At 71.7% G+C, this 20449-nt stretch carries 18 protein-coding genes; 8 read left to right on the plus strand and 10 right to left on the minus strand.

Annotated elements, in window-relative coordinates; genetic code table 11:
- Positions 1-732: 732 nt before the first annotated feature.
- Positions 733-2400, plus strand: coding sequence for a chitinase (locus ABTX18_RS14915; RefSeq protein WP_352123586.1), 1668 nt, complete (start codon positions 733-735; stop codon positions 2398-2400).
- A gap of 216 nt (positions 2401-2616) precedes the next feature.
- Entirely contained in the window at positions 2617-4989 is a 2373-nt protein-coding gene (locus tag ABTX18_RS14920) for a protein kinase domain-containing protein (RefSeq protein ID WP_352123139.1), read from the plus strand.
- Positions 4990-5041: 52 nt separating this feature from the next.
- Here ABTX18_RS14920 and ABTX18_RS14925 read toward each other — a convergent pair whose 3' ends face one another.
- The 3 genes from ABTX18_RS14925 to ABTX18_RS14935 are packed head-to-tail and all read right to left on the minus strand — an operon-like array spanning position 5042 to position 7353.
- A complete protein-coding gene (locus ABTX18_RS14925; RefSeq protein WP_352123140.1) occupies positions 5042-5470 on the minus strand; it encodes a RidA family protein in 429 nt (142 codons plus the stop codon).
- Between the two features lie 6 nt (positions 5471-5476).
- The gene (locus tag ABTX18_RS14930) at positions 5477-6235 is read right to left on the minus strand and encodes an IclR family transcriptional regulator (RefSeq protein ID WP_352123141.1); all 759 of its coding nucleotides are present in this window, start codon (positions 6233-6235) and stop codon (positions 5477-5479) included.
- On the minus strand, positions 6232-7353 hold the full coding sequence (locus tag ABTX18_RS14935; RefSeq protein ID WP_352123587.1) for a sugar kinase: 1122 nt from the start codon (positions 7351-7353) through the stop codon (positions 6232-6234). Before ABTX18_RS14935 ends, ABTX18_RS14930 begins: the two co-directional genes overlap by 4 nt.
- Before the next feature lie 179 nt (positions 7354-7532).
- Here ABTX18_RS14935 and ABTX18_RS14940 point away from each other — a divergent pair, with 179 nt between their 5' ends.
- From ABTX18_RS14940 to ABTX18_RS14950, 3 genes are read left to right on the plus strand one after another with little or no spacing between them, the layout of a single operon-like run.
- Positions 7533-8849: an amino acid deaminase gene (locus ABTX18_RS14940; RefSeq protein WP_352123142.1), complete on the plus strand. Its 1317-nt coding sequence runs from the start codon at positions 7533-7535 to the stop codon at positions 8847-8849.
- A 43-nt stretch (positions 8850-8892) separates the two neighbouring features.
- Positions 8893-10512, plus strand: a complete 1620-nt coding sequence (locus ABTX18_RS14945) for an N-acyl-D-amino-acid deacylase family protein (RefSeq protein ID WP_352123143.1) — start codon at positions 8893-8895, stop codon at positions 10510-10512.
- Between the two features lie 44 nt (positions 10513-10556).
- A complete protein-coding gene (locus tag ABTX18_RS14950; protein ID WP_352123144.1) occupies positions 10557-11423 on the plus strand; it encodes a DUF1206 domain-containing protein in 867 nt (288 codons plus the stop codon).
- Positions 11424-11482: 59 nt separating this feature from the next.
- On the opposite strand, the gene ABTX18_RS14955 is transcribed toward ABTX18_RS14950, so the two are convergent.
- The 6 genes from ABTX18_RS14955 to ABTX18_RS14980 form a co-directional block, all read right to left on the minus strand.
- Positions 11483-12418, minus strand: coding sequence for a S1 family peptidase (locus tag ABTX18_RS14955; protein ID WP_352123145.1), 936 nt, complete (start codon positions 12416-12418; stop codon positions 11483-11485).
- A 114-nt stretch (positions 12419-12532) separates the two neighbouring features.
- Entirely contained in the window at positions 12533-13192 is a 660-nt protein-coding gene (locus tag ABTX18_RS14960; RefSeq protein WP_352123146.1) for a response regulator, read from the minus strand.
- Complete coding sequence (locus ABTX18_RS14965; RefSeq protein WP_352123147.1) at positions 13189-14343, minus strand: sensor histidine kinase; 1155 nt, start codon at positions 14341-14343, stop codon at positions 13189-13191. The genes ABTX18_RS14960 and ABTX18_RS14965 overlap by 4 nt, the downstream gene beginning before the upstream one ends.
- Entirely contained in the window at positions 14340-15179 is an 840-nt protein-coding gene (locus ABTX18_RS14970; RefSeq protein ID WP_352123148.1) for a CPBP family intramembrane glutamic endopeptidase, read from the minus strand. The genes ABTX18_RS14965 and ABTX18_RS14970 overlap by 4 nt, the downstream gene beginning before the upstream one ends.
- 147 nt (positions 15180-15326) lie before the next feature.
- Positions 15327-16193 carry an AraC family transcriptional regulator gene (locus tag ABTX18_RS14975; protein WP_352123149.1) on the minus strand — a complete coding sequence of 289 codons (867 nt, stop codon included), beginning with the start codon at positions 16191-16193 and terminating at the stop codon, positions 15327-15329.
- An 87-nt stretch (positions 16194-16280) separates the two neighbouring features.
- Complete coding sequence (locus ABTX18_RS14980) at positions 16281-17171, minus strand: LysR family transcriptional regulator (RefSeq protein ID WP_352123150.1); 891 nt, start codon at positions 17169-17171, stop codon at positions 16281-16283.
- A gap of 102 nt (positions 17172-17273) precedes the next feature.
- Here ABTX18_RS14980 and ABTX18_RS14985 point away from each other — a divergent pair, with 102 nt between their 5' ends.
- The 3 genes from ABTX18_RS14985 (at position 17274) to ABTX18_RS14995 (ending at position 19724) form a co-directional block, all read left to right on the plus strand.
- Complete coding sequence (locus ABTX18_RS14985; protein ID WP_352123151.1) at positions 17274-18005, plus strand: SDR family NAD(P)-dependent oxidoreductase; 732 nt, start codon at positions 17274-17276, stop codon at positions 18003-18005.
- Positions 18006-18071: 66 nt separating this feature from the next.
- Positions 18072-18284, plus strand: a complete 213-nt coding sequence (locus ABTX18_RS14990; protein WP_352123152.1) for a DUF4287 domain-containing protein — start codon at positions 18072-18074, stop codon at positions 18282-18284.
- Between the two features lie 228 nt (positions 18285-18512).
- Entirely contained in the window at positions 18513-19724 is a 1212-nt protein-coding gene (locus ABTX18_RS14995; protein ID WP_352123153.1) for a pyridoxal phosphate-dependent aminotransferase, read from the plus strand.
- A gap of 163 nt (positions 19725-19887) precedes the next feature.
- Here ABTX18_RS14995 and ABTX18_RS15000 read toward each other — a convergent pair whose 3' ends face one another.
- Positions 19888-20433, minus strand: coding sequence for an MOSC domain-containing protein (locus ABTX18_RS15000; RefSeq protein ID WP_352123154.1), 546 nt, complete (start codon positions 20431-20433; stop codon positions 19888-19890).
- Positions 20434-20449 lie beyond the last annotated feature (16 nt).

The following is a 20449-nucleotide window of genomic DNA, read 5'->3' on the forward strand; positions in this document are numbered from 1 at the left end:
CACTTTATCCACGTACTGCGAGGCAGAGAACACCTTTGGGGCCCAGTGAGGCCGGACTCACGAACTCCGCATAGGGCGTTCGCGTGACAAACCGCCCCAAGTAGCTGGTCGTTAAATTGCGTACCATTCAACGACCCAGTCGGGGAAACCGGCGCAATTCATGATCCATTCGCCCACTCCCTGCACGTCAGAGCCGTGGGAGCGCTTTCACGCGACAGCCCTCGACGTCCTTGTGTACCTCGAGTGAACTATGGGCCCGAATTAGGGCCCTTGGGCCTACGTCCGCCCATGCGAGCGACACAGGCGACGGGCGCACACTCCGCCCACGGGCGACCGACTCCCCCTCGGGAGTGAACGGACCGGCGGTCCGCAATCCGCCCACGCTGCCGCTCACGCTTCGTTCGCATCCCTTCCACCACACCTCCCCATACCCGTCCGCGCCCCCACCCATGTCACCTCTCCCCGCGGGGCATTGCGGCCGGTCATCGCCAGAGGTCTTGACAACTCGATTGGTCTGGACCAGCTTTAGCGCCCAACGGTGGCCACCGTTCCTCGATTCCACGCGCCGGCACCACCCCCCGTACTCCCGTGTCATACCCCCGGCATCCCCGTGCCGCTCCCCCGCCATCCCCGACTCTCTCCTTCCGGAGGCAGCAAGTGGAACGTTCCCCCGCACCCACCCCCACGCCCAGCCACCGACGGCGTCACGGCCGCCCGCTCCTCGGTTCCGCCATGGCCGTCGTCGCCGCGGGCGCGCTGACCCTCACCGGTCTCGTCAGCAGCGCCGAGGCAGCCGACGTCAACGTCGCCAAGAACGCCGGTTTCGAGTCCGGCCTCTCCAACTGGACCTGTTCCGGCGGCTCGGGCGCCACCGTCTCCTCCCCCGTGCACGGCGGCACCGCGGCCCTCAAGGCGACGCCGGCCGGCCTGGACAACGCCAAGTGCACGCAGACCGTCGCGGTGAAGCCCAACTCGACGTACGCCCTGAGCTCCTGGGTCCAGGGCTCGTACGTCTACCTGGGCGCCAGCGGCACCGGCACCACCGACGTGTCGACCTGGACCCCCGGCTCCAGCGGCTGGTCCCAGCTCTCGACCAGCTTCACGACCGGGCCCAGCACCACCTCCGTCACCGTGTACACGCACGGCTGGTACGGGCAGCCCGCCTACCTCGTCGACGACGTCTCGGTGACCGGACCCGACGGCGGCGGCGGCACCGACCCCGCCCCGACGATCCCCGCCGCCCCCGCCGGTCTCACCGTCGGCACGGCCACCTCCTCGTCCCTCGCCCTGTCCTGGAACGCGGTCTCCGGCGCGACGGGCTACACCGTCTACAAGAACGGCGCCAAGGCCACGACCTCCACCGGGACCTCGGCGACGATCACGGGGCTGACGGCCGACACCGCCTACCAGTTCGCGGTGACCGCCACCAACGCGGCCGGTGAGTCCGTCAAGTCCGCCACGGTCAGCGGCCGCACGGCCACCTCGGGCGGCGGCAACCCGAACCCGGGCACCTCCGTGCCCAAGCACGCGGTCACCGGCTACTGGCAGAACTTCAACAACGGCGCGACCGTGCAGAAGCTCAGTGACGTGCCGGCGAACTACGACATCATCGCGGTCTCCTTCGCCGACGCCACGACCACGCCCGGCGCCGTCACCTTCAACCTGGACTCGGCGGGGCTGAACGGCTACACCGTCGACCAGTTCAAGGCCGACATCAAGGCCAAGCAGGCGGCCGGCAAGAACGTGATCATCTCGGTCGGCGGCGAGAAGGGATCCGTCTCGGTCAACAGCGACGCCTCCGCCACCAACTTCGCCAACTCGCTCTACACCCTCATCCAGGAGTACGGCTTCAACGGCGTCGACATCGACCTGGAGAACGGCCTCAACTCCACCTACATGACGAAGGCGTTGCGCTCGCTGTCGCAGAAGGCGGGCTCCGGCCTCGTCATCACGATGGCCCCGCAGACCATCGACATGCAGTCCACCTCGGGCGAGTACTTCAAGACGGCGCTCAACATCAAGGACATCCTGACCGTCGTCAACATGCAGTACTACAACAGCGGTTCGATGCTCGGCTGCGACGGCAAGGTCTACTCGCAGGGCTCGGTGGACTTCCTCACCGCGCTGGCGTGCATCCAGCTGGAGGGCGGCCTCGACCCGTCGCAGGTCGGCCTCGGCGTCCCCGCCTCCACCCGGGGCGCGGGCAGCGGCTACGTCTCCCCGTCGATCGTGAACGCGGCGCTGGACTGCCTCGCCAAGGGCACCGGGTGCGGCACCTTCAAGCCGGCCAAGACCTACCCGGGTCTGCGCGGCGCGATGACCTGGTCGACCAACTGGGACGCGACCTCGGGCAACGCCTGGTCGAACGCGGTCGGCCCGCACGTCCACGCTCTGCCGTAACTCACTCCCGCACACCCTCTGTTGCGCATCACGCGTCACTGACCAGCAGCGCCGCCGCTCCCCCGGTGGCGCTGCTGCGTGTGCGGGGTCCGGCCGGCGCTCCCGGCCTGTACCGGACGCGCAACAGAGTGCGGGGAGTTGCCGCATTCGATGGCTGTTCGGGCGGCCTCGTGGCACGGTTGTCGGGCGCGGTGGTGGTGCGACAGGGGGAGTGACATGGCCGGGGCCCGGGTTCAGGCGCTGGGTGGGGACGATCCGGCGACGCTCGGACCGTACCGGCTGATCGGACGGCTCGCGTCCGGCGGCATGGGGCGGATCTACCTCGCCCGCAGCGGCCACGGCGGCGGACGTGGTCTCGTCGCCGTGAAGACGCTGCTGGCCGAGGGGACCGTCAGCGACATCGACCGGCGGCGCTTCGCACGCGAGGTGTCGGTCGCGCAACGGGTCGCGAGCGCCTACACGGCACGGGTCCGGGACGCGGACCCGGACGCGGAGCGGCCGTGGATGGCGATCGACTACATCGCCGCTCCCCCGCTCTCCGAACTCGTGCGCACAAGTGGGGTGTTACCCGCGTCGGCGGTACGGTGGATAGCCGCCGGCACCGCGGAGGCCCTGGTCACCCTGCATGGAGTGGGCATCGTCCACCGCGATGTGAAGCCGCAGAACGTGCTGCTGCCGCTGGACGGGCCCCGGGTCATCGACTTCGGCATCTCGCACGCCAGTGACCTCACGCTCACCGGGCTCACCCTCGGCACGATCGCCTTCACCTCCCCCGAGCAGGCGCGCGGCGAGGAGTCGACCGCCGCGTCCGACGTCTACTCGCTGGGCGCCACGCTCTTCCTGCTCGCCACCGGCCGGCCGCCCTACGCCGCCGACGGCGACACCCTGCGGCTGCTGGCCCGCGTCCAGCGCGGCGAACTCGACCTCGACGGACTGCCGAAGGAGCTCGTCGCGACGATCCGGCCCTGCCTGTCCGTCGACCCGGGCCGGCGCCCGGAGCCCGCGGACCTGCTGGCCCGCTTCCGCCGGGACCAGGAAGGCCTTCCGGCGTCCCAGAGCGGCACCCGGTGGCTGCCGCCGCGGTGGACGGCGCTGATCGGGGCGTACGCGACGCAGGGACTGGAACTCGCGAACGGCCGGGGGACGAGCACGACGGACCCGACGACGCCGAACCAGCCGTCGAGCCCGCCGCCGAACCCGGCGGCGGCGCATCCGACCGCCCCCACCGTCGTCCAGCGCAGCGACGCCCAGCGCACCGGCGTCGTGCCGCCTCCGCCGCCGACGCTCGTCTACCCGCCGGAGCGGGAGGCCCGTGCGGCCCGAGACCGGACCCGCCGCGACCGGGCGCGCCAGGAAATGGCGGCCCTCGCCGGACTGGCCGAGCGGCAGCGCGCGGAGCAGGCCGAGCAGGAACGCGCCGAGCAGGAACGTGTCGAGTCGGCCCGCCTGGAGGCGGAGCGGCAGGCGGCCCAGCGTCTGGAGGCCCAGCGCGCCCGGCGTGAGCGGGAGCGCGCGGCGCAGGAGCTCGCGCGCGCCGAGCAGGAGCGCGCGCAGCGGCGGGCCGATCAGGAACGCGCCCGGGCGGACAGCGCGGCGCGGGCGCGGGCCGAGGCGGAGCGCGCGGCGCGGGAGGCGAGGGAAGAGGCCGAGCGGTCGGCACGGGTGCGGGCCCAGCGCGAGGCCGCGCGGCGGGCCGCGGAGCAGGAAGCGGCCCGGCAGCGTGCCGCCCGTGACGTCCGGGCGCAAGCGTCCTCACCCAGCACCGCCCCGGCCGCCCCGACACCCCTCGGGGGCGGCTCGTCGGGGAAGGGGTCCGGGCTGGGCCGGCTGCTCACCGTGGCCGTCGTCATCGCGCTGCTGATCTGGCAGCCCTGGGAGAAGACGGGGAGCGAGGGCGGCGGCAGCGGCAGTTCCTCCATCTCGGGCGGTACCACCTCCGGCAGCACCGCCTCGACATCGTCGGACGGTGGCCTCGACACCAGTACGGACACGGACAGCGGGAGCGACAGCAGCGATGACGACGACATTTCCGGCGACGCCGTCGTGGACGACGATCCGACGCCCACGCCCACGCCCACTCCGACTCCCACCCCGGACGCCACGGACCGGGCGTTCGCCGCTGTGCGCGCCGGTGACTGCCTCGACGTCTACAACGACGGGCACAACGAGATGAGCGCCAGTCGCCCGATCCGGGTGAGCTGCAGCGCCTCGAACGCGTACATGCACGTCAACCGCGTGAGCACGCGGACCGGGGGCTCCAGTTCCTGCGACACCGGGGCGGGCTTCACCTGGTGGAGCCGACGGGGTGACGACGACGTCGAACGGACGCTCTGCCTCGACCGGGTGTACCAGGTCGGCCAGTGCTTCCCCGCGGACGTCGAAGGGGCCACCAGCGCCGATCTGACGGTCGTGTGGCGCTGCAACGCGTCGACCGTGCCCGAGGCCGGCCAGTCGATCCTGCGGATCACGGGGTTCTACCGGGCTCCAGTGGCGGGCCAGAACTGGACGTGCCCGTCCGGGAGCGGGCAGCGGTTCTGGTACTGGCAGGTGAACAAGGGCCGCAGCATCATCTGCGCGTCGGCCGCCTGAACGGGCGTGTGGCACGGCGCCGTTGTGCGGCTGGGCGCCGTGCCGGTCCGGTTCAGCCGAGGACCGCGAGGGCGTCGATCTCGATGAGCAGGCCCTTGGGCAGGCCGACGTAGACCGTCGTGCGGGCGGCGGGGGCCTCCTTGAGGTTCTGCTCGCCGAAGTAGGTGTTGTAGATCTCGTTCATCTCCGCGAAGTGGTCCACGTCCGTGAGATAGACGCGCATCATCATCACGTCGTCCCAGCTCGCGCCGCCCTCCTCCAGGATCGCCTTGACGTTGGCGAACGTCTGGAGCGTCTGCTCGCGCAGGGTGGGACCGGCCGGGGTCGGCGCGCGGCCCTCCACGGCGGGCAGGAAGCCGACCTGTCCGGCGACCTGGAGGATGTTGCCCTTCCGCACGCCGTGCGAGAACTTCGCGGGCGGGGTGGTGTGGGTGCTCGGGGTGAGGGCGGTCTTCACGGACTTGTCGGTGCTGTCGGTCATCGCTGATCAGGCCTTCTTGGGTGGGTTGGTGCCGGAGTACTCCCGGCTGATGGTGTCGGCGGTGCGACGGACCAGGGGGAGCAGGGTGAGGAGCTCCTCGGCCGTCACGACCACGTTCGGTGCGGAGACCGACATCGCGGCGACGACGCGCCCGTCGGCCCCGCGGATGGGGGCGGCGACGCAGTTGATGGACTCCTCGTGGCCGCCGAGGTCGGTGGCCCATCCCTGTTCACGCACGGTGGCGAGTTCCTTGAGGAAGGCGCCGGGGCCGGGGGTCGAACGGGACGTGTACGTGGGGTAGTCGAGCTTCTCCGCGATCGCACGCCGCTCGGCCTCGGACAGGTCGGCGAGCAGCAGTTTGGCCACGGCGGCGACGGTGATCGCGACGGGCTTGCCGATGCGGGAGTACATCCGGACCGGGTAGCGGCTCTCGACCTTGTCGATGTAGAGGACCTCGTTCTCCTCGTACACGGCGAGGTGCACGGTGTGTCCGCAGTTCGCGTTGAGCTCGACGAGGTGGGGGTGGGCGATCTCCCGTACGTCGAGGTTCTCGACGGCCTCCTGCGCGAGGGCGATGAGCCGGGCGCCGAGGCGGTAGCGCTGGTCCTCCTGGCGGTAGACGAGCCCGTGCTCGTGGAGCGTACGGAGCAGGCGCAGGGCGGTGGACTTGTGGACGCCGAGCCGCTCGGCGACCCGCCCGAGGTCGGCGGGCCCCTGGGCGAGCAGCGGCAGGATGCTGAGCGCCCGGTCGACGGTCTGACTCATGTCGTACGTACCTCCGTGTCGTCCCCCGTCCACCCGGGGCCGAGACGCAGTCTCCCCCAGGCGGTGTCGTCGAGGGCGGTGAGGCGGTCGGCGAGGTCGCGGGCGGGCGGGTCGGTGAGGTCGCCGGGGACGGTGAGGACGGCGGCGGCCATCAGGTGCCCGTGCCGGGCTCGGTCGCGGAGGGGCAGTCCGCGCAGGGTGGCGGAGAGGAACCCAGCGGCGAAGGCGTCGCCTGCGCCGACGGGTGCGACGACGTCCACGCGGAGGGCGGGGACGGGGGTGACCTCTTCAGCCGGGGTGACCTCTTCGGTCGGGGTGACCGCTTCGGCCGGGGTGACCTCTTCAGCCTCTGGGGGTCCCCCCGGACGAAGTCTGGGGGAGATCGAGGAGCGGGGTCCGGGGCTGAGCCCCGGTCCGGAGAAGACCGTCACGCCCTCCGCGCCCCGCTTCACGACCACCACCGCCGGTTCCGGCAGCGCCTCACGGATGGCCTTCGCCCCCACGATCCCCCACGCCTCCTCCGCCTCGTCCTCACCTACGAAGACCAGGTCCGCGCGGCGGGCCAGGTCCAGCAGGACGCGGGGCGACGCGTCGGCGGCGCGCCACAGGCCCGGGCGGTGGTTGACGTCGAACGAGACCAGCGGGCGGCCCGGGCGCGGCGCGGTCAGCTCGTGCAGCAGGGCCAGACAGCCGGCGGACAGCGCCGCCGTGATGCCGGACAGGTGCAGGACCCGGCCCGCGAACAGCGCCTCGTACGGAACGGTCGAGGGCGACATCGCGGAGGCCGCGGAGCCGGCCCGGTAGTACGCCACCTCGTGGACATCGGTGCCACGGTCCGTCGCCGTACGGAAGTAGACCCCCGTCGGCCGGGCGGGGTCGCGCCGCACGGCCGAGGTGTCGACCCCGTACGCGGAGATCGCCTCGACGAGGTGGTCGCCGAAGCCGTCCGCCCCGACCCGGCTCACCCAGGCCGCGCGGTGCCCGGCCGCGGCGAGGGCGCAGGCCACGTTGGACTCGGCGCCGCCTATGCCGCGGCCGAAGGACGGTACGTCGGCGAGGCGCCCGGGCAGCGAGGGAAGGAACGTCACCATGGACTCACCGAGGCACACGACGTCCATGGCCGCTTCGGCGTCGGTCCTGGCCGGGGTTCCGGACACTCGGGCTCCTCGGGTCGGGCGGGCGGTAGCGCCGGGTTCCGTCATTGACCGGGCGTCGGCTCGGATGTTAGACAGCCTTGAGCAATATACGCAACGACCGTTGCATATGGTGCAACACTGCCCGAGGAGGCACCCCCCCCATGGCCGCCGAACGCCCCGCCCCCGGACCCTCCGGTCTCACCGGGCTCGCCAGTCTCACCGACGAGCGCGTCGACCACCGGTTCAAGGCGCTCCCGCCCGACGCGGCCGGCCTGACCGTCGGCGAGCTGGCCGCCGAGCGGCGCAACCTCTTCACCGGCGGGTTCACCACCCCGGTGCTCGCCCTGTCGGCCGAGTCCGTCGCGCACAACCTCGCCCTCCTGGAGACGTACGCACAGCGCCACGGCCTCGCCTTCGCCCCGCACGGCAAGACCTCGATGTCCCCGCAGCTGTTCGCCCGCCAGCTGGAGCACGGCGCGTGGGGGATCACCGCGGCGGTCCCGCACCAGGCGCGCGTCTACCGGGCGTTCGGGGTGCAGCGGATCTTCCTCGCCAACGAGCTCGTCGACGCCGTCGCGCTGACCTGGCTCGCGGGCGAGCTGGACGCCGACCCGGACTTCCGGTTCGTCTGTTACGTCGACTCGGTGCGCGGCGTCGAGCTGATGGACGAGGCCCTGCGCGCTGCGGGCGCCTCCCGACCCGTCGACGTCGTCGTGGAACTCGGCGCGGGCGAGGGCGCCCGCACGGGCGTGCGCACCGAGGCCGACTGCGTCTCCGTCGCCGACGCGGTCGCCGCCGCCGGGACGCTGCGCCTGGTGGGCGTGGCCGGTTACGAGGGCGAGGTGCCGGACGCGACCGGCGAGCGGGTACGGCAGTGGCTGCGCCGACTCGTGGGCCTGGCAGCCGACTTCGACGCGGCGGGGCGGTTCGCCGCACTGGGTTCCGGCGAGCGGATCGTGATCAGCGCGGGCGGCAGCGCGTGGTTCGACGCGGTCGCGGACGTGTTCGCGGAGATCCCGGAGCTCTCCTCCCCCGTACTGAAGTTGCTGCGCTCCGGCGCGTACGTCTCGCACGACGACGGGCACTACCGCCACCTCACCCCCTTCAACCGGGTCCCCGAAGAGGGCGCGCTGCAGCCCGCTTTCCGGCTCTGGGCCCAGGTCGTGTCGCGTCCGACAGCCGAGCAGGCGTTCCTGAACGCGGGCAAGCGGGACGCGGCCTACGACCTCGACCTCCCCCAGGCGCAGGTCGTGCGGTCCGGGCGCGACGGCTCGGTGCGGGCGGCGTCGGGGATCGAGATCACCGGCCTGTCGGACCAGCACGCCTGGGTGCGCACGGACGAAGGGGCCGAACTGGAGGTCGGGGACTGGGTGGGGATGGGGCTCTCGCACCCCTGCACGAGCTTCGACAAGTGGCAGCTGATTCCGCTGGTCGAGGCGGACGGCACGGTCGCGGACTACATCCGTACGTTCTTCTGATCCCGGCCGCCGAGCCCGGCGGCCCCCGAAAGGCACAGCACTCATGGACCTGGTCATCCGCGACGCCCGCGTCATCGACGGCACCGCCACCCTCTCCTACCGCGCCGACGTGGCCCTCGCCGACGGGCGCGTCGCGGAGATCCACCGCCAGGACTCCCCCGGGCCCCGCCCCAGTGCCACCCGCACCCTGGACGCCGCCGGACTCGCGCTCTCGCCCGGCTTCATCGACATGCACGCCCACAGCGACCTCGCTCTGCTCCGCGACCCCGACCACAGCGCGAAGGCGGCGCAGGGCGTCACCCTCGAAGTACTCGGCCAGGACGGGCTGTCGTACGCACCCGCCGACGACCGCACCCTCGCCGAGGTCCGCCGCGCCATCACCGGGTGGAACGGCGACGGGAGCGACATCGACTTCGACTGGCGCACCGTCGGCGAGTACCTCGACCGGCTCGACCGCAACTTCGACGGCCAGGGCATCGCGGTGAACGCCGCCTATCTGATCCCGCAGGGCACCGTCCGCATGTACGCGGTCGGCTGGGACGACCGGCCCGCCACCGACGCCGAGCTCACCCGGATGAAGCAACTGGTCGCGCAGTCCATGGCCGAGGGCGCCGTCGGCATGTCCTCCGGACTCACCTACACCCCCGGCATGTACGCGGCCGACGCCGAACTCACCGCTCTGTGCCGGGTGGTGGCCGAACACGGCGGCTACTACTGCCCGCACCACCGCTCGTACGGAGCCGGGGCCCTGGAGGCGTACGAGGAGATGGTGCGGCTCACCCGCGGCGCGGGCTGCGCCCTCCATCTCGCCCATGCCACCATGAACTTCGGTGTGAACGAGGGCCGTGCCCCGGAGCTCCTGGCCCTCCTCGACCAGGCGCTCGACGCGGGCGCCGACATCTCCCTCGACACCTACCCGTACACCCCGGGCTGCACCACCCTGGTCGCGATGCTGCCGAGCTGGGCGAGCGAGGGCGGGCCCGGGTCGGTCCTGGCGCGCCTGGCCGACGACGGGACGGCGGCGCGGATCCGCCACGACCTGGAGGTCGTGGGGTCGGACGGCTGCCACGGGGTGCCGATCGAGTGGGGCACCATCGAGATCTCCGGCGTCAGCACCCCGGCCCTCGCCGCCCACGTCGGGCGTACGGTCGCCGAGTCCGCGCGCCTGCGGGGCGAGGAGCCCTGGGTGACCGCGCGGCGGCTGCTCATGGACGACGGGCTCGGGACGACGATCCTCCAGCACGTGGGCCACGAGGAGAACGTCCGGCAGATCATGCGCCACCGCGTCCACACCGGCGGCAGCGACGGCATCCTCCAGGGCGACAAGCCGCACCCCCGGGCGTACGGCACGTTCCCGCACTATCTCGGCCGGTACGCACGGGAGTTGGGTGTCCTCTCGCTGGAGGAGTGCGTCGCCCATCTCACCTCCCGCCCGGCGGCCCGCCTGCGGCTGCCGGACCGCGGGTACGTGCGCGAGGGCTACCGCGCCGACCTGGTGCTCTTCGACCCGGCGACGGTGGCGGCGGGCTCGACGTTCGACGCGCCCCGCACCCTTCCGGCCGGCATCCCGCACGTGCTGATCGACGGCCGCTTCGTCATCGAGGACGGCAAGCGGACGCAGGTCCTGGCGGGCCGGTCGGTGCGGTCCACGGGGCGGCGGTAGGGGCGCGGGAGTTTTCCGCAGCCGTTCCCGGGCAGCCGGGAGCAATGGATATTGCTGCGACAGCCCGCAGGGGCCGGGGACAGGCGAGACGGGCGGGAAACAGCCGGGCGGTCGAGGCCGGCGGCCGGGCGGGCTTCGTGGCCCGTGGAGTGATCTATTTCCTCGTCGGCGTTCTCGCACTGCGCATCGCGTTCGACAGCGGCGGAGGTGGAGCCGGCGGAGACCAGAAGGGCAAGCAGGCGGACCGGGGCGGGGCGCTCGCGGAGATCGCGCAGAAGCCCTTCGGTTCCGTCCTGCTGTGGGTCCTGGGCGCCGCCCTGGTGGGCATGGTCCTGTGGCGGCTGTCGGAGGCGGCGTTCGGGGCCGCCGGCCCGGACGGGCACAAGGCGTCCAAGCGCCTGGCCTCGGCGGGACGGGCGGTCTTCTACGCCTTCGTCGCGTACTCGGTCCTGCTGTTCGCCGCGGGCGACCGGGGCAGCGGCAGCGGTTCCGGCGACACGCAGTCGAAGGACGTCACCGCGGAGGTGCTCGGCATGCCGGGCGGCCGCTGGCTGGTGGCGGCGGGCGGCGCGGTCATCGCGGGTGCCGGTCTGTGGATCGCGGGCCGGGCCGCCCTGCGGAAGTTCCACAAGCATCTGCGTCTCGGCGCCATGTCACCCGCCGCGCGGCGGACGGTGGACATCACCGGTGTCTTCGGCGGCGTCGCGCGCGGACTCGTCTTCGCGGTGGCGGGCGGATTCGCCGTCGCCGCCGCGGCGAAGGCCCGCTCCGGCGAGGCCAAGGGGATGGACGACACCCTGCGCTCCTTCAGCACGACTCCGGCCGGCCCATGGCTGCTGGCCCTGATCGCGGCCGGACTCGTCGCCTTCGGCCTCTTCTCCTGCGCGAACGCCCGGTGGCGCAGGCTGTGACCGGGAAGCGGGCGGGGCGGGCCCATGCGTGTCAGGCCCCGCCCCGCCCCATCACCCCGTCACGGCTTGGGCAGCGCACACCCCGCACGGCTGAGGTCGAAGACGTTGCCGGCGCCGATGCACGCCGCGATCCCGTACGTCTCCTGGGCGTAGTTGATGCCCTCGCGGACCGTCACCTGCCCGTTCTGGTCGACCTCGCACGGATTGTTGTCCGTGCACCGCTGTCCGTCCTCGTTACCGGTGTTGTTGACGGCGACGACCTTGCCGGTGGCGTTGTCGATCACCGGCGAGCCGGACGTACCGCCGATGGTCTGGCAGGCGGAGGTGTAGCGGACCGAGTCCTTCCAGGTCCACTCGCCCTCCTTGAGGCGGTAGACGAACCCGTCGATGTTGCAGCTGTACGTGCGCTTCCAGTACCCGGACACGACGGTGATCGCGGTGCCCTGCACCGGGTGCGTGGTGTTGAGCTCCAGCGCCTTGATGCCGTAACGGCTCTCGATCTGGGCGTACGTGGAGGTGAGCTGGTACACCGATATGTCGGTGTCCGTCATCGTGCCGTACGCGATCTTGCTCGCCCGGACGGTGCCGACACCGCTGCCCGAGGCGCTCAGCAGCGTGAAGCTGCGGGTGGACCGCTGGTTGAACACGACCTCGCCCGGGCCGGGGAATCCGGACTCCATGCAGTGGCCGTTGGAGAGCACCAGCGCGGGGTCGCCCGGCTGGGAGGCGGGCGTGCGGACGACCGATCCCGAACAGTTGCTGAGCGCCACCGTCCCGGCGAAGCCGATGGCCTGGGGCTTGATCTGCGCGGCCGCCGGGCCGGATGACGCCGCATCCGATGCGGCGCGGCCCGCGGATGCTGCTGCCGAGGCCGATGCCGATACCTTGACCGTGCTGGGCGCTGTCGCGTCGTGGCTTGTGACCGCTGCCGCGGGAGCGGTGCCGGCTCCGAGGAGCAGCACCGCGAAGAGCGCGCCGACGAGAGGCTTTTGCATGTGGGGGTCCCCTCACGTGACCTGCGCAGAGCATGGGAAGCCTCTGCGACCGGAGTTCTTCCGGTTTGACATGCGCATGTTGGCGCACTGGGGGGAACGCCACAAGGGGCGAATTCAGGTCACCAGGCCCTGCCGGTAGGCGTAGACGACCGCCTGGACCCGATCACGGAGTCCGAGTTTGGCGAGGATGCGTGACACGAACGTCTTGACGGTCTCCGGGCTGATCAGCAGGGTCACGGCGATCTCGCTGTTGGAGAAGCCGTCCGCGATGAGGCGCAGGACCTCCAGTTCGCGCGGGGTCAGCGGCAGGTCCTCCGGGGGGCCTCCGGTGGGCCGGATCCGGGCGGCGTACCGGCCCACCAGGCGGCGGGTCACCTCGGGGTCCAGCAGCGCCTGGCCCGTCTGCACGGTCCGGATCGCGTGCAACAGCTGGGAGGGCGGCGCGTCCTTCAACAGAAACCCGCTCGCGCCGGCGCGCAGCGCCTCGTACACGTACTCGTCCAGGTTGAACGTGGTCACCACGAGCACCTTGACGGGATGCGCCACCCCGGCGCCGGCCAGCAGGCGGGTGGCTTCGATGCCGTCGAGCACCGGCATGCGGATGTCCATCACGACGACGTCCGGGCGCAGGCGGCGGGCCAGGTCGACCGCGGTCCGCCCGTCCCCGCACTCGCCCGCCACCTCCATGTCGGGCTGGGCGCCGATGATGGTGGCCAGGCCGGTGCGGACCAGGATCTGGTCGTCGCAGACGAGGACCCGGACGGGCGCGGTCACGAGGGGCTCCCCGCGGGTATGCGCGCCCGGACGACGAAGCCGCCGTCCGCGCGGGGGTCCGCGCTGAAGTCGCCGCCCAGGACGTCGACGCGCTCGCGAAGCCCCACCAGGCCCCGCCCGCTCCCGCCGGGGACCCGGGCCCGTGAGCCGGAGCCATCCGTGCTGACCTCCACGGTGATCTCTCTTTCGCTGTGCTGCACCTGCACCGAAGTGGTGCTGCCCCGGGCGTACTTGAGGGCGTTCGTCAGGGCTTCCTGGACGACCCGGTAGGCCACGAGGTCCGCGCTGCCGGTCGAGGCCGCTGGGGTGCCCTGCTCGGTGAACTCGACCGCCTGCCCGGACCGGCGGGTCTGTTCCACGAGGGTACGGATCCGGCCGACGGTCGGCGTCCTGGCCTCGGGGCCATGGCCGGGGTCGAGCAGGTCGAGCAGGTGCCGGAGGTCGGTGATGGCCCGCCGGCCGGTGTCGGTGACCGTGGCCAGGGTCTGGTCGAGCCGGTCGGGTGCGGCGGTCAGATAGCGGGCCGCCTCGGTCTGGACGACCATCGCCGTCACATGGTGGGTCACCACGTCGTGGAGCTCGCGGGCGATGCGGGTGCGTTCGGCGAGGCGGGCGTCCTCGGCGACCCGGCGGCGGCGTTCGGCCTCCAGGGCGCGTGTGTGGCGCAGCCACGACCCGGCGCCCCAGGCGAGGGCCAGGGCCGAGTAGAAGGCCGCGTAGCCGGCCACGCTCTCACCGGGCCCCGTCCGGGAGAGCGCGACCGCCAGCGCGGCATACGCCCCGGAGAGGGCGAGCACGGTAGCGCGCCGGTGCCGCTCCAGATGCGATCCCGCGCTCAGCAGGACGATGGGCAGCGCGGTGCCCGCGATCAGGTGGTATCCGCTCAGCTGGTCCACGGCGAAGCCGAGCGCCACGAGGGCGAGAGCGGCCGCCGGCCACCGCCGGCGCACGGCGAGCGGGAGGCTCTGGAGGCAGACGACCACCACCCCGAGCGCGTCGAGGGTATGGGCCGGCAGACCGCCGATCTCCGTACCGCGGTTGTGGAGCGCGGGCAGGAGCGACATGGCGAGGAGCAGCAGCCCGAGGGGGAGATCGCGCACCGTGACGTCCAGCCGGTGCCACTGTTCCGGAAGACTCCGAAGTCTGGTCACCGGGGAACTCTAGTGGCGGTCCCTGCCTCGGCGACGCGCCGGCTGCGCCGGGGCACCACGTGACCGCGCCGATGGGCCAGCCACATGAACGCCGTCGTCAGCATCGCCCCGAACAGCACCGCGTACAGGCTGCCCTCCGGCCCGAAGTCGCCGCCGGTCAGCAGGTGCGAGCCGGAGGTCGCGGAGTCGAGGAGCCCCTGCGGGGTGTCGTTGCCCGAGACCTCGGTGCTGAAGATGCCGGACGCGGCGAAGTTCCAGCCGAGGTGCACGCCGATGGGCAGCCACAGCGTGCGGGTGGCCGCGTACGCGGCGCCGAGCATGCCACCGGCCTCGATGGCGATGGCGATGGCGCCCCAGAGGCTGGCATTCGGGTTCAGCAGGTGCATGAGGCCGAACACGGTGCCGGTCAGCGTCAGCGCGATCCAGGTGCCGCCGCGTTCCTCGATGACCCTGAACAGGACCCCACGGAACAGCAGTTCCTCCGTGACCGCGGCGGCCGCCATGAAGCCGATCAGCCCCACCGCGCCGGTGACCGAGCCGATGCCGTTGACGTGGTACTGACCTGAGGCGGCGATGCTCAGGATGACGGCCCCGAACAGCGCCACGCCGATCAGCACCCCGCGTCCGGCGGACACCCTCGCGCCCTCCCTGGCCAGTTCGGTGACCGGGCGGTGCTCGGTGCGCCCCACCACCCACCGGTAGGCCGCCACGGCGAGCACCGCGGTCAGCAGGCCGAGAGCCAGCGTGAGCCACGGATTCCCGTCCACGGCGGCCACGCACTGACCACCGATCATCCACACCGCCACGACGGCCACCAACTGCCATACGACTCTCATGCGCACTCCTCTGCCGGGCCCGCAGGGGTCTCCCCGCGGCTACGCTCCGACGCTACGGATCCGGCGCCCCCGAGTCGTCACCGCTCAGTGGACACCTGCGCGTAGCTCGCACGGGGGACAGCGCGGTCCCTGGCGGACGAGCGCCCGTCAGTCCCCGGTCCGCTCCACCGGGATCCACAACTGCGCCTCCGCCTGCGCCCCGTCGGGCGAGAGCCGGGTACGCAGGATCTCGGGCCCCGGCCGGCTGCGGTACGGGTTGGACGGGAACCACTCGGTGAACACGTCGCGCCACAGGTACTGGAGCGCTTGCGGAAAGGCCCCGGAACTCTCGAAGACGGCCCAGGTGCCCGCCGCCACGGGAAGCGCGTCCATGTCGTCCGGAACGGGCAACGAACTCACCACCCCGTGGTAGTAGTCCAGTTCGGTCCCCTCGGCCCGGCTTTCGGCGAGGTCGTCACTGACCTGGACGATCCCCTCCGGCTCCTGGTCACAGAGGCTCTTGATGCGCTCCACGGTCTCCTTGTCGATGCTCCGGACGAACGCGACGATGGCCGGGTTCATCCCCTCGTGCACCAGCGGAACGCGCGCCTTCCTCCCCACCACACAGAACGTCTCCTTCTCCACGATCCGGTATCGCATGCTGCTGGTCCCTTCGACGACGAGGCGGAAGGACATCCGGGGCTGGGACCGCAGCGCGGCCCCCGTACGCCTGGCCTCACCCGGACCGATGCCGTGCACCGCCCGGAACGCACGGGCGAACGCCTCGCCCGAGGCGTAGCCGTACCGCACCGCGACATCGAGCAGCGTCCGCTCACCGGCCAGCACCTCGGCACCGGCGACCGTGAGCCGCCTGCGCCGGATGTACTCCGACAGCGGCATCCCGGCGAGCGCGGAGAACATGCGCCGCAGGTGGTACTCCGACGTCAGGGCGGTCCTGGCCAGCTCGGCGACATCGATGCGGTCGTCGAGACGGCGCTCGATGTGGTCCATGGCCTCGTTCAGCCGTTCCAGCACCCCGGGCCTCCTTCCCTTTCACCCACCACGCTAGGAAGGGACCACCGTGCCCCACCCGACATCCTGTGCCCGGTCCGGTCGGGTGCCTCAGCGGGCCGGCGGCGGCACCCGGCCGAGCTGATGGCCCTCCTGGAGACGTGTCGCGGTGCGGACGAGGTCGGCGACGGCTCTGGACCGGCTGTGCGGTGGCCAGGCGATCACGGTCGTGACCGCCGGGGCGTCCAGCACGGGCACGGCGGCGAGGTCGGCGGGCAGTTGGGCGCGGCACGACTCGGGTGAGACCGCGCAGGCCCGGCCGAGCGCGACGAGCTGCAACAGCTGCGCGTGGTCGCGGACCTGCGGACCGGGGCCGGGCGGGTAGGTGCCGTCGGGGGCGGGCCAGCGTGGCAGGGGCAGGCCCGGCAGCGCGGTGACGTCGGCCATGCGCACATCGGCCCGGGCGGTGAGCGGATGCCCGGCCGGCAGGACCGCGACCTGGCCCTCCGTGCTGAGCTCTTCGGTGTGGAACCCGGACGTCGAGTCGAACGGCCGGTGCAGCAGCGCGACGTCGGCCCGCCCCTCGCGCAGGAATCGTTCCTGCTCGGCCGGACCGCACAGGATGACGTCGACGGGGACCGCGCCGGGTTCGGCGGCGTACGCGTCGAGCAGTCCGGCCAGCAGTTCTCTGGACGCGCTGGCCTTGGTGACCAGGACCAGGCCGGGACGTCCGGTCATGGACAGGGCGGCGCGGCGGGTCCGGCGCTCGGCGGCGTCGACCGCGTCGAGCGCGGCGCGGCCCTCGGTCAACAGCACCGAGCCGGCCTCCGTCAGCGTGACCGCGCGGCTGGTCCGGTCCAGCAGTACGGCCCCGAGGCGGCGTTCGAGCTGCTGGATCGCCCGCGACAGGGGCGGCTGCGCCATCCCGAGCCGCTGGGCGGCGCGCCCGAAGTGCAGCTCTTCGGCGACAGCGACGAAATACCGCAGTTCCCGGGTCTCCATGCGGTCACGCTACTCCGGATGCCGGATCCATACCCTGACGGTATCGCTCCCCCCGCGATCGGTCTTGGACCGCGGCCCGGGTCCGAGCGCAGCATGGTCCCCATGAGCGAACGAACAACTGCGCTGGTCACCGGCGCGAACAAGGGAATCGGCTACGAGATCGCCGCAGGCCTGGGCGCCCTCGGCTGGAGCGTCGGAGTCGGCGCCCGGGATGATCAACGCCGCAAGGCCGCGGTGGAGGCACTGCGCGCGGCCGGCGTCGACGCGTTCGGCGTACCGCTGGACGTGACCGACGACGCGAGCGCGACCGCCGCCGCACGGCTGATCGAGGAGCGGACAGGGCGCCTCGACGTGCTCGTCAACAACGCCGCCATCACGGGCGGCATGCCGCAGGAGCCCACCCGGGTCGATCCCGCCACCATCCGGACCGTCGTGGAGACCAACGTGATCGGCGTCATCCGCGTCACCAATGCGATGCTGCCGCTGCTCCGCCGCTCCTCCTCGCCCCGGATCGTGAACATGTCCAGCAGCGTCGGCTCCCTCACCCGGCAGTCAGGGGCCGCCGCCGAGGAGACGGCGGGTCCGGTGGCCGTGGCGTACGCGCCGTCGAAGACGTTCCTGAACGCCGTCACCCTCCAGTACGCCCGGGAGCTGAGCGGCACGGACATCCTGATCAACGCCGGCTGCCCCGGCTACGTCGCGACCGACCTCAACGGCTTCCGCGGCGTGCGCACCCCGGAGCAGGGCGCGGCGATCGCCATCAAGCTCGCGACGCTGCCCGACGACGGCCCGACCGGTCAGTTCTTCGAAGACGCCGGCGTCGTGCCCTGGTAATGCCTGCCGGCGGACGAGTCGGATGAGAAGGGACCGGCTGTCAGACCCGGCTGCCAGACTTCCGGCATGACCGATGCAGTGAAGGGCCCCGCAAGCTATTTCCCGTCGATCGAGCAGAAGTACGGCCGTCCGGTAGCGGAGTGGAAGGACCTCATCCGCGCCTCGCCGCTGACCAAGCACATGGAACTCGTGAACTGGCTCAAGTCCGAGCACGCGATGGGGCACGGCCACGCCAACGCGCTGGTCGCCCACACCCTCGCCGAGGACAAGGCCCAGTAGTAACCGAGGGCCGCGGCGCGCCGTGGTGCATGTCACCCGGTCCGGCCTGTCACGTCCCCGTTCCACCCCATTCCAAGCCCCGGCCCCGCCCGCGCCCCGGATTCCGACGGTCCGGGGGCGCGGCGGGCATGGTGATGGAAGCCGGGGCGGCGGACGGAGCGACCCGGGTGGGTCAATGGACGGGGAAAGGCCGGGCGGCCCGCGAAACACAGTCGTAAGCTCGCAGACATGCAGGTCATCCAGTCCACGAAGCTCGCCAACGTCTGTTACGAGATCCGAGGCCCCGTGCTCGAGGAGGCGATGCGGCTGGAAGCAGCAGGTCATCGCATCCTCAAGCTGAACACCGGCAACCCCGCCGCGTTCGGTTTCGAGTGCCCGCCCGAGATCCTCGAAGACATCCTGCGCAACCTGTCGGGCGCGCACGGGTACGGCGACGCGAAGGGCCTGCTGTCCGCGCGGCGGGCGGTGATGCAGCACTACCAGACCAAGGGGATCGACCTCGACGTCGAGGACATCTACCTGGGCAACGGCGTCTCCGAGCTGATCCAGATGTCGATGCAGGCCCTGCTCGACGACGGCGACGAGGTGCTCGTACCCGCTCCGGACTATCCGCTGTGGACGGCTTCCGTCTCGCTCGCCGGCGGCACGGCCGTGCACTACCGGTGCGACGAGCAGTCGGACTGGATGCCGGACCTGGCCGACATCGAGCGGAAGATCACCGACCGCACCAAAGCGATGGTGATCATCAATCCGAACAATCCCACAGGCGCCGTCTACGACGACGAGATGCTGCGTGAACTGACGGAGATCGCCCGGCGGCACAACCTGGTGGTCTGCTCCGACGAGATCTACGACCGGATCCTGTACGACGGCGCGACGCACACGCCGACGGCGACGATCGCCCCCGATCTGATGGTGCTCACCTTCAACGGGCTGTCCAAGAACTACCGCGTCGCCGGGTACCGGTCGGGCTGGCTGGCCGTCTGCGGGCCGAAGGCGCACGCCTCCTCGTACATCGAGGGGCTGACGATCCTCGCCAACATGCGGCTGTGCGCCAACATGCCCTCGCAGCACGCCGTGGCCACCGCGCTCGGCGGGCGGCAGTCGATCAACGACCTGGTGCTGCCGGGCGGCCGGATCCTGGAGCAGCGGGACGTGGCGTACGACCTGCTGACGCAGATTCCGGGCGTGACCTGTGTGAAGCCGAAGGGGGCGCTGTACCTCTTCCCCCGGCTCGACCCCAAGGTCTACAAGATCAAGGACGACCGGCAGATGGTCCTCGACCTGCTGCGTGCCGAGAAGATCATGGTGGTGCAGGGCACGGGGTTCAACTGGCCCGACCCCGATCACTTCCGCGTCGTGACGCTGCCCTCCACGGAGGACCTGACGGACGCGATCGGCCGGATCGCCCACTTCCTGGACGGGTACGGACAGGTTTGAGCCCAGCCCCACCCGCCCTACGTGGGTGGGGCAGCCCGCTTTCCACGGTCGCCGGGAGACGCCGATACTGCGTCGGCTCCCCCACCGCTTGCAGGAGGCCACCGCTTCGCGGACGACGGGTACGGCTCGCCGGCCTCGTCCCGGCCGGTACTTCCCGTAGGACTCAGACCCGTTCCAGTGGTCTGTGGGGCAGGGGCGGTATGACGACCTCGACGGCATCGTCGGGGCGGACGGTCCCTCCACGGCGGACCACGGCCATGACTCCACACTTGAAGGTGAACTCGCCGGACAAGGGGTCCATGGCGAACACCTCACCGAGCAGGCCATGGCGGAAGTCGTTGATCTTCGCGCACGGGTTGCGCAGTCCCGTCACCTGGAGCACCGCCTGCTCGCCGAGGCGGAGCAAGGCACCTGTCGCAAGGCCCAGGAGATCCACTCCGCGCGTGGTGATGTTCTCGCCGAGCTGGCCCGCGGAGACGGTGAAGCCCTTGAGAGCGAGCTCGTCGAAGAGCTCCTCGTGCATCAGGTGGACCTGGCGCAGGTTGGGCGCGTCCGGCTCGTAGGTCATGCGGAACTGGTGGCGGATCGTCTCACCCGCGTGCACGTCCCCTTCCACCCCGAGCCCCGCGAGCAGCGTGATGGAAGAGCGCTGGCGCTTGCTGAACGAGTACGCCTCGTTGCGGCTCACCGCGGCGACCTGACCGGTCATCGCGTCCCTCCTGACG

This window comes from Streptomyces sp. NPDC096323, from assembly GCF_040302845.1.
In the GTDB taxonomy this organism is placed as follows: Bacteria; Actinomycetota; Actinomycetes; order Streptomycetales; family Streptomycetaceae; genus Streptomyces.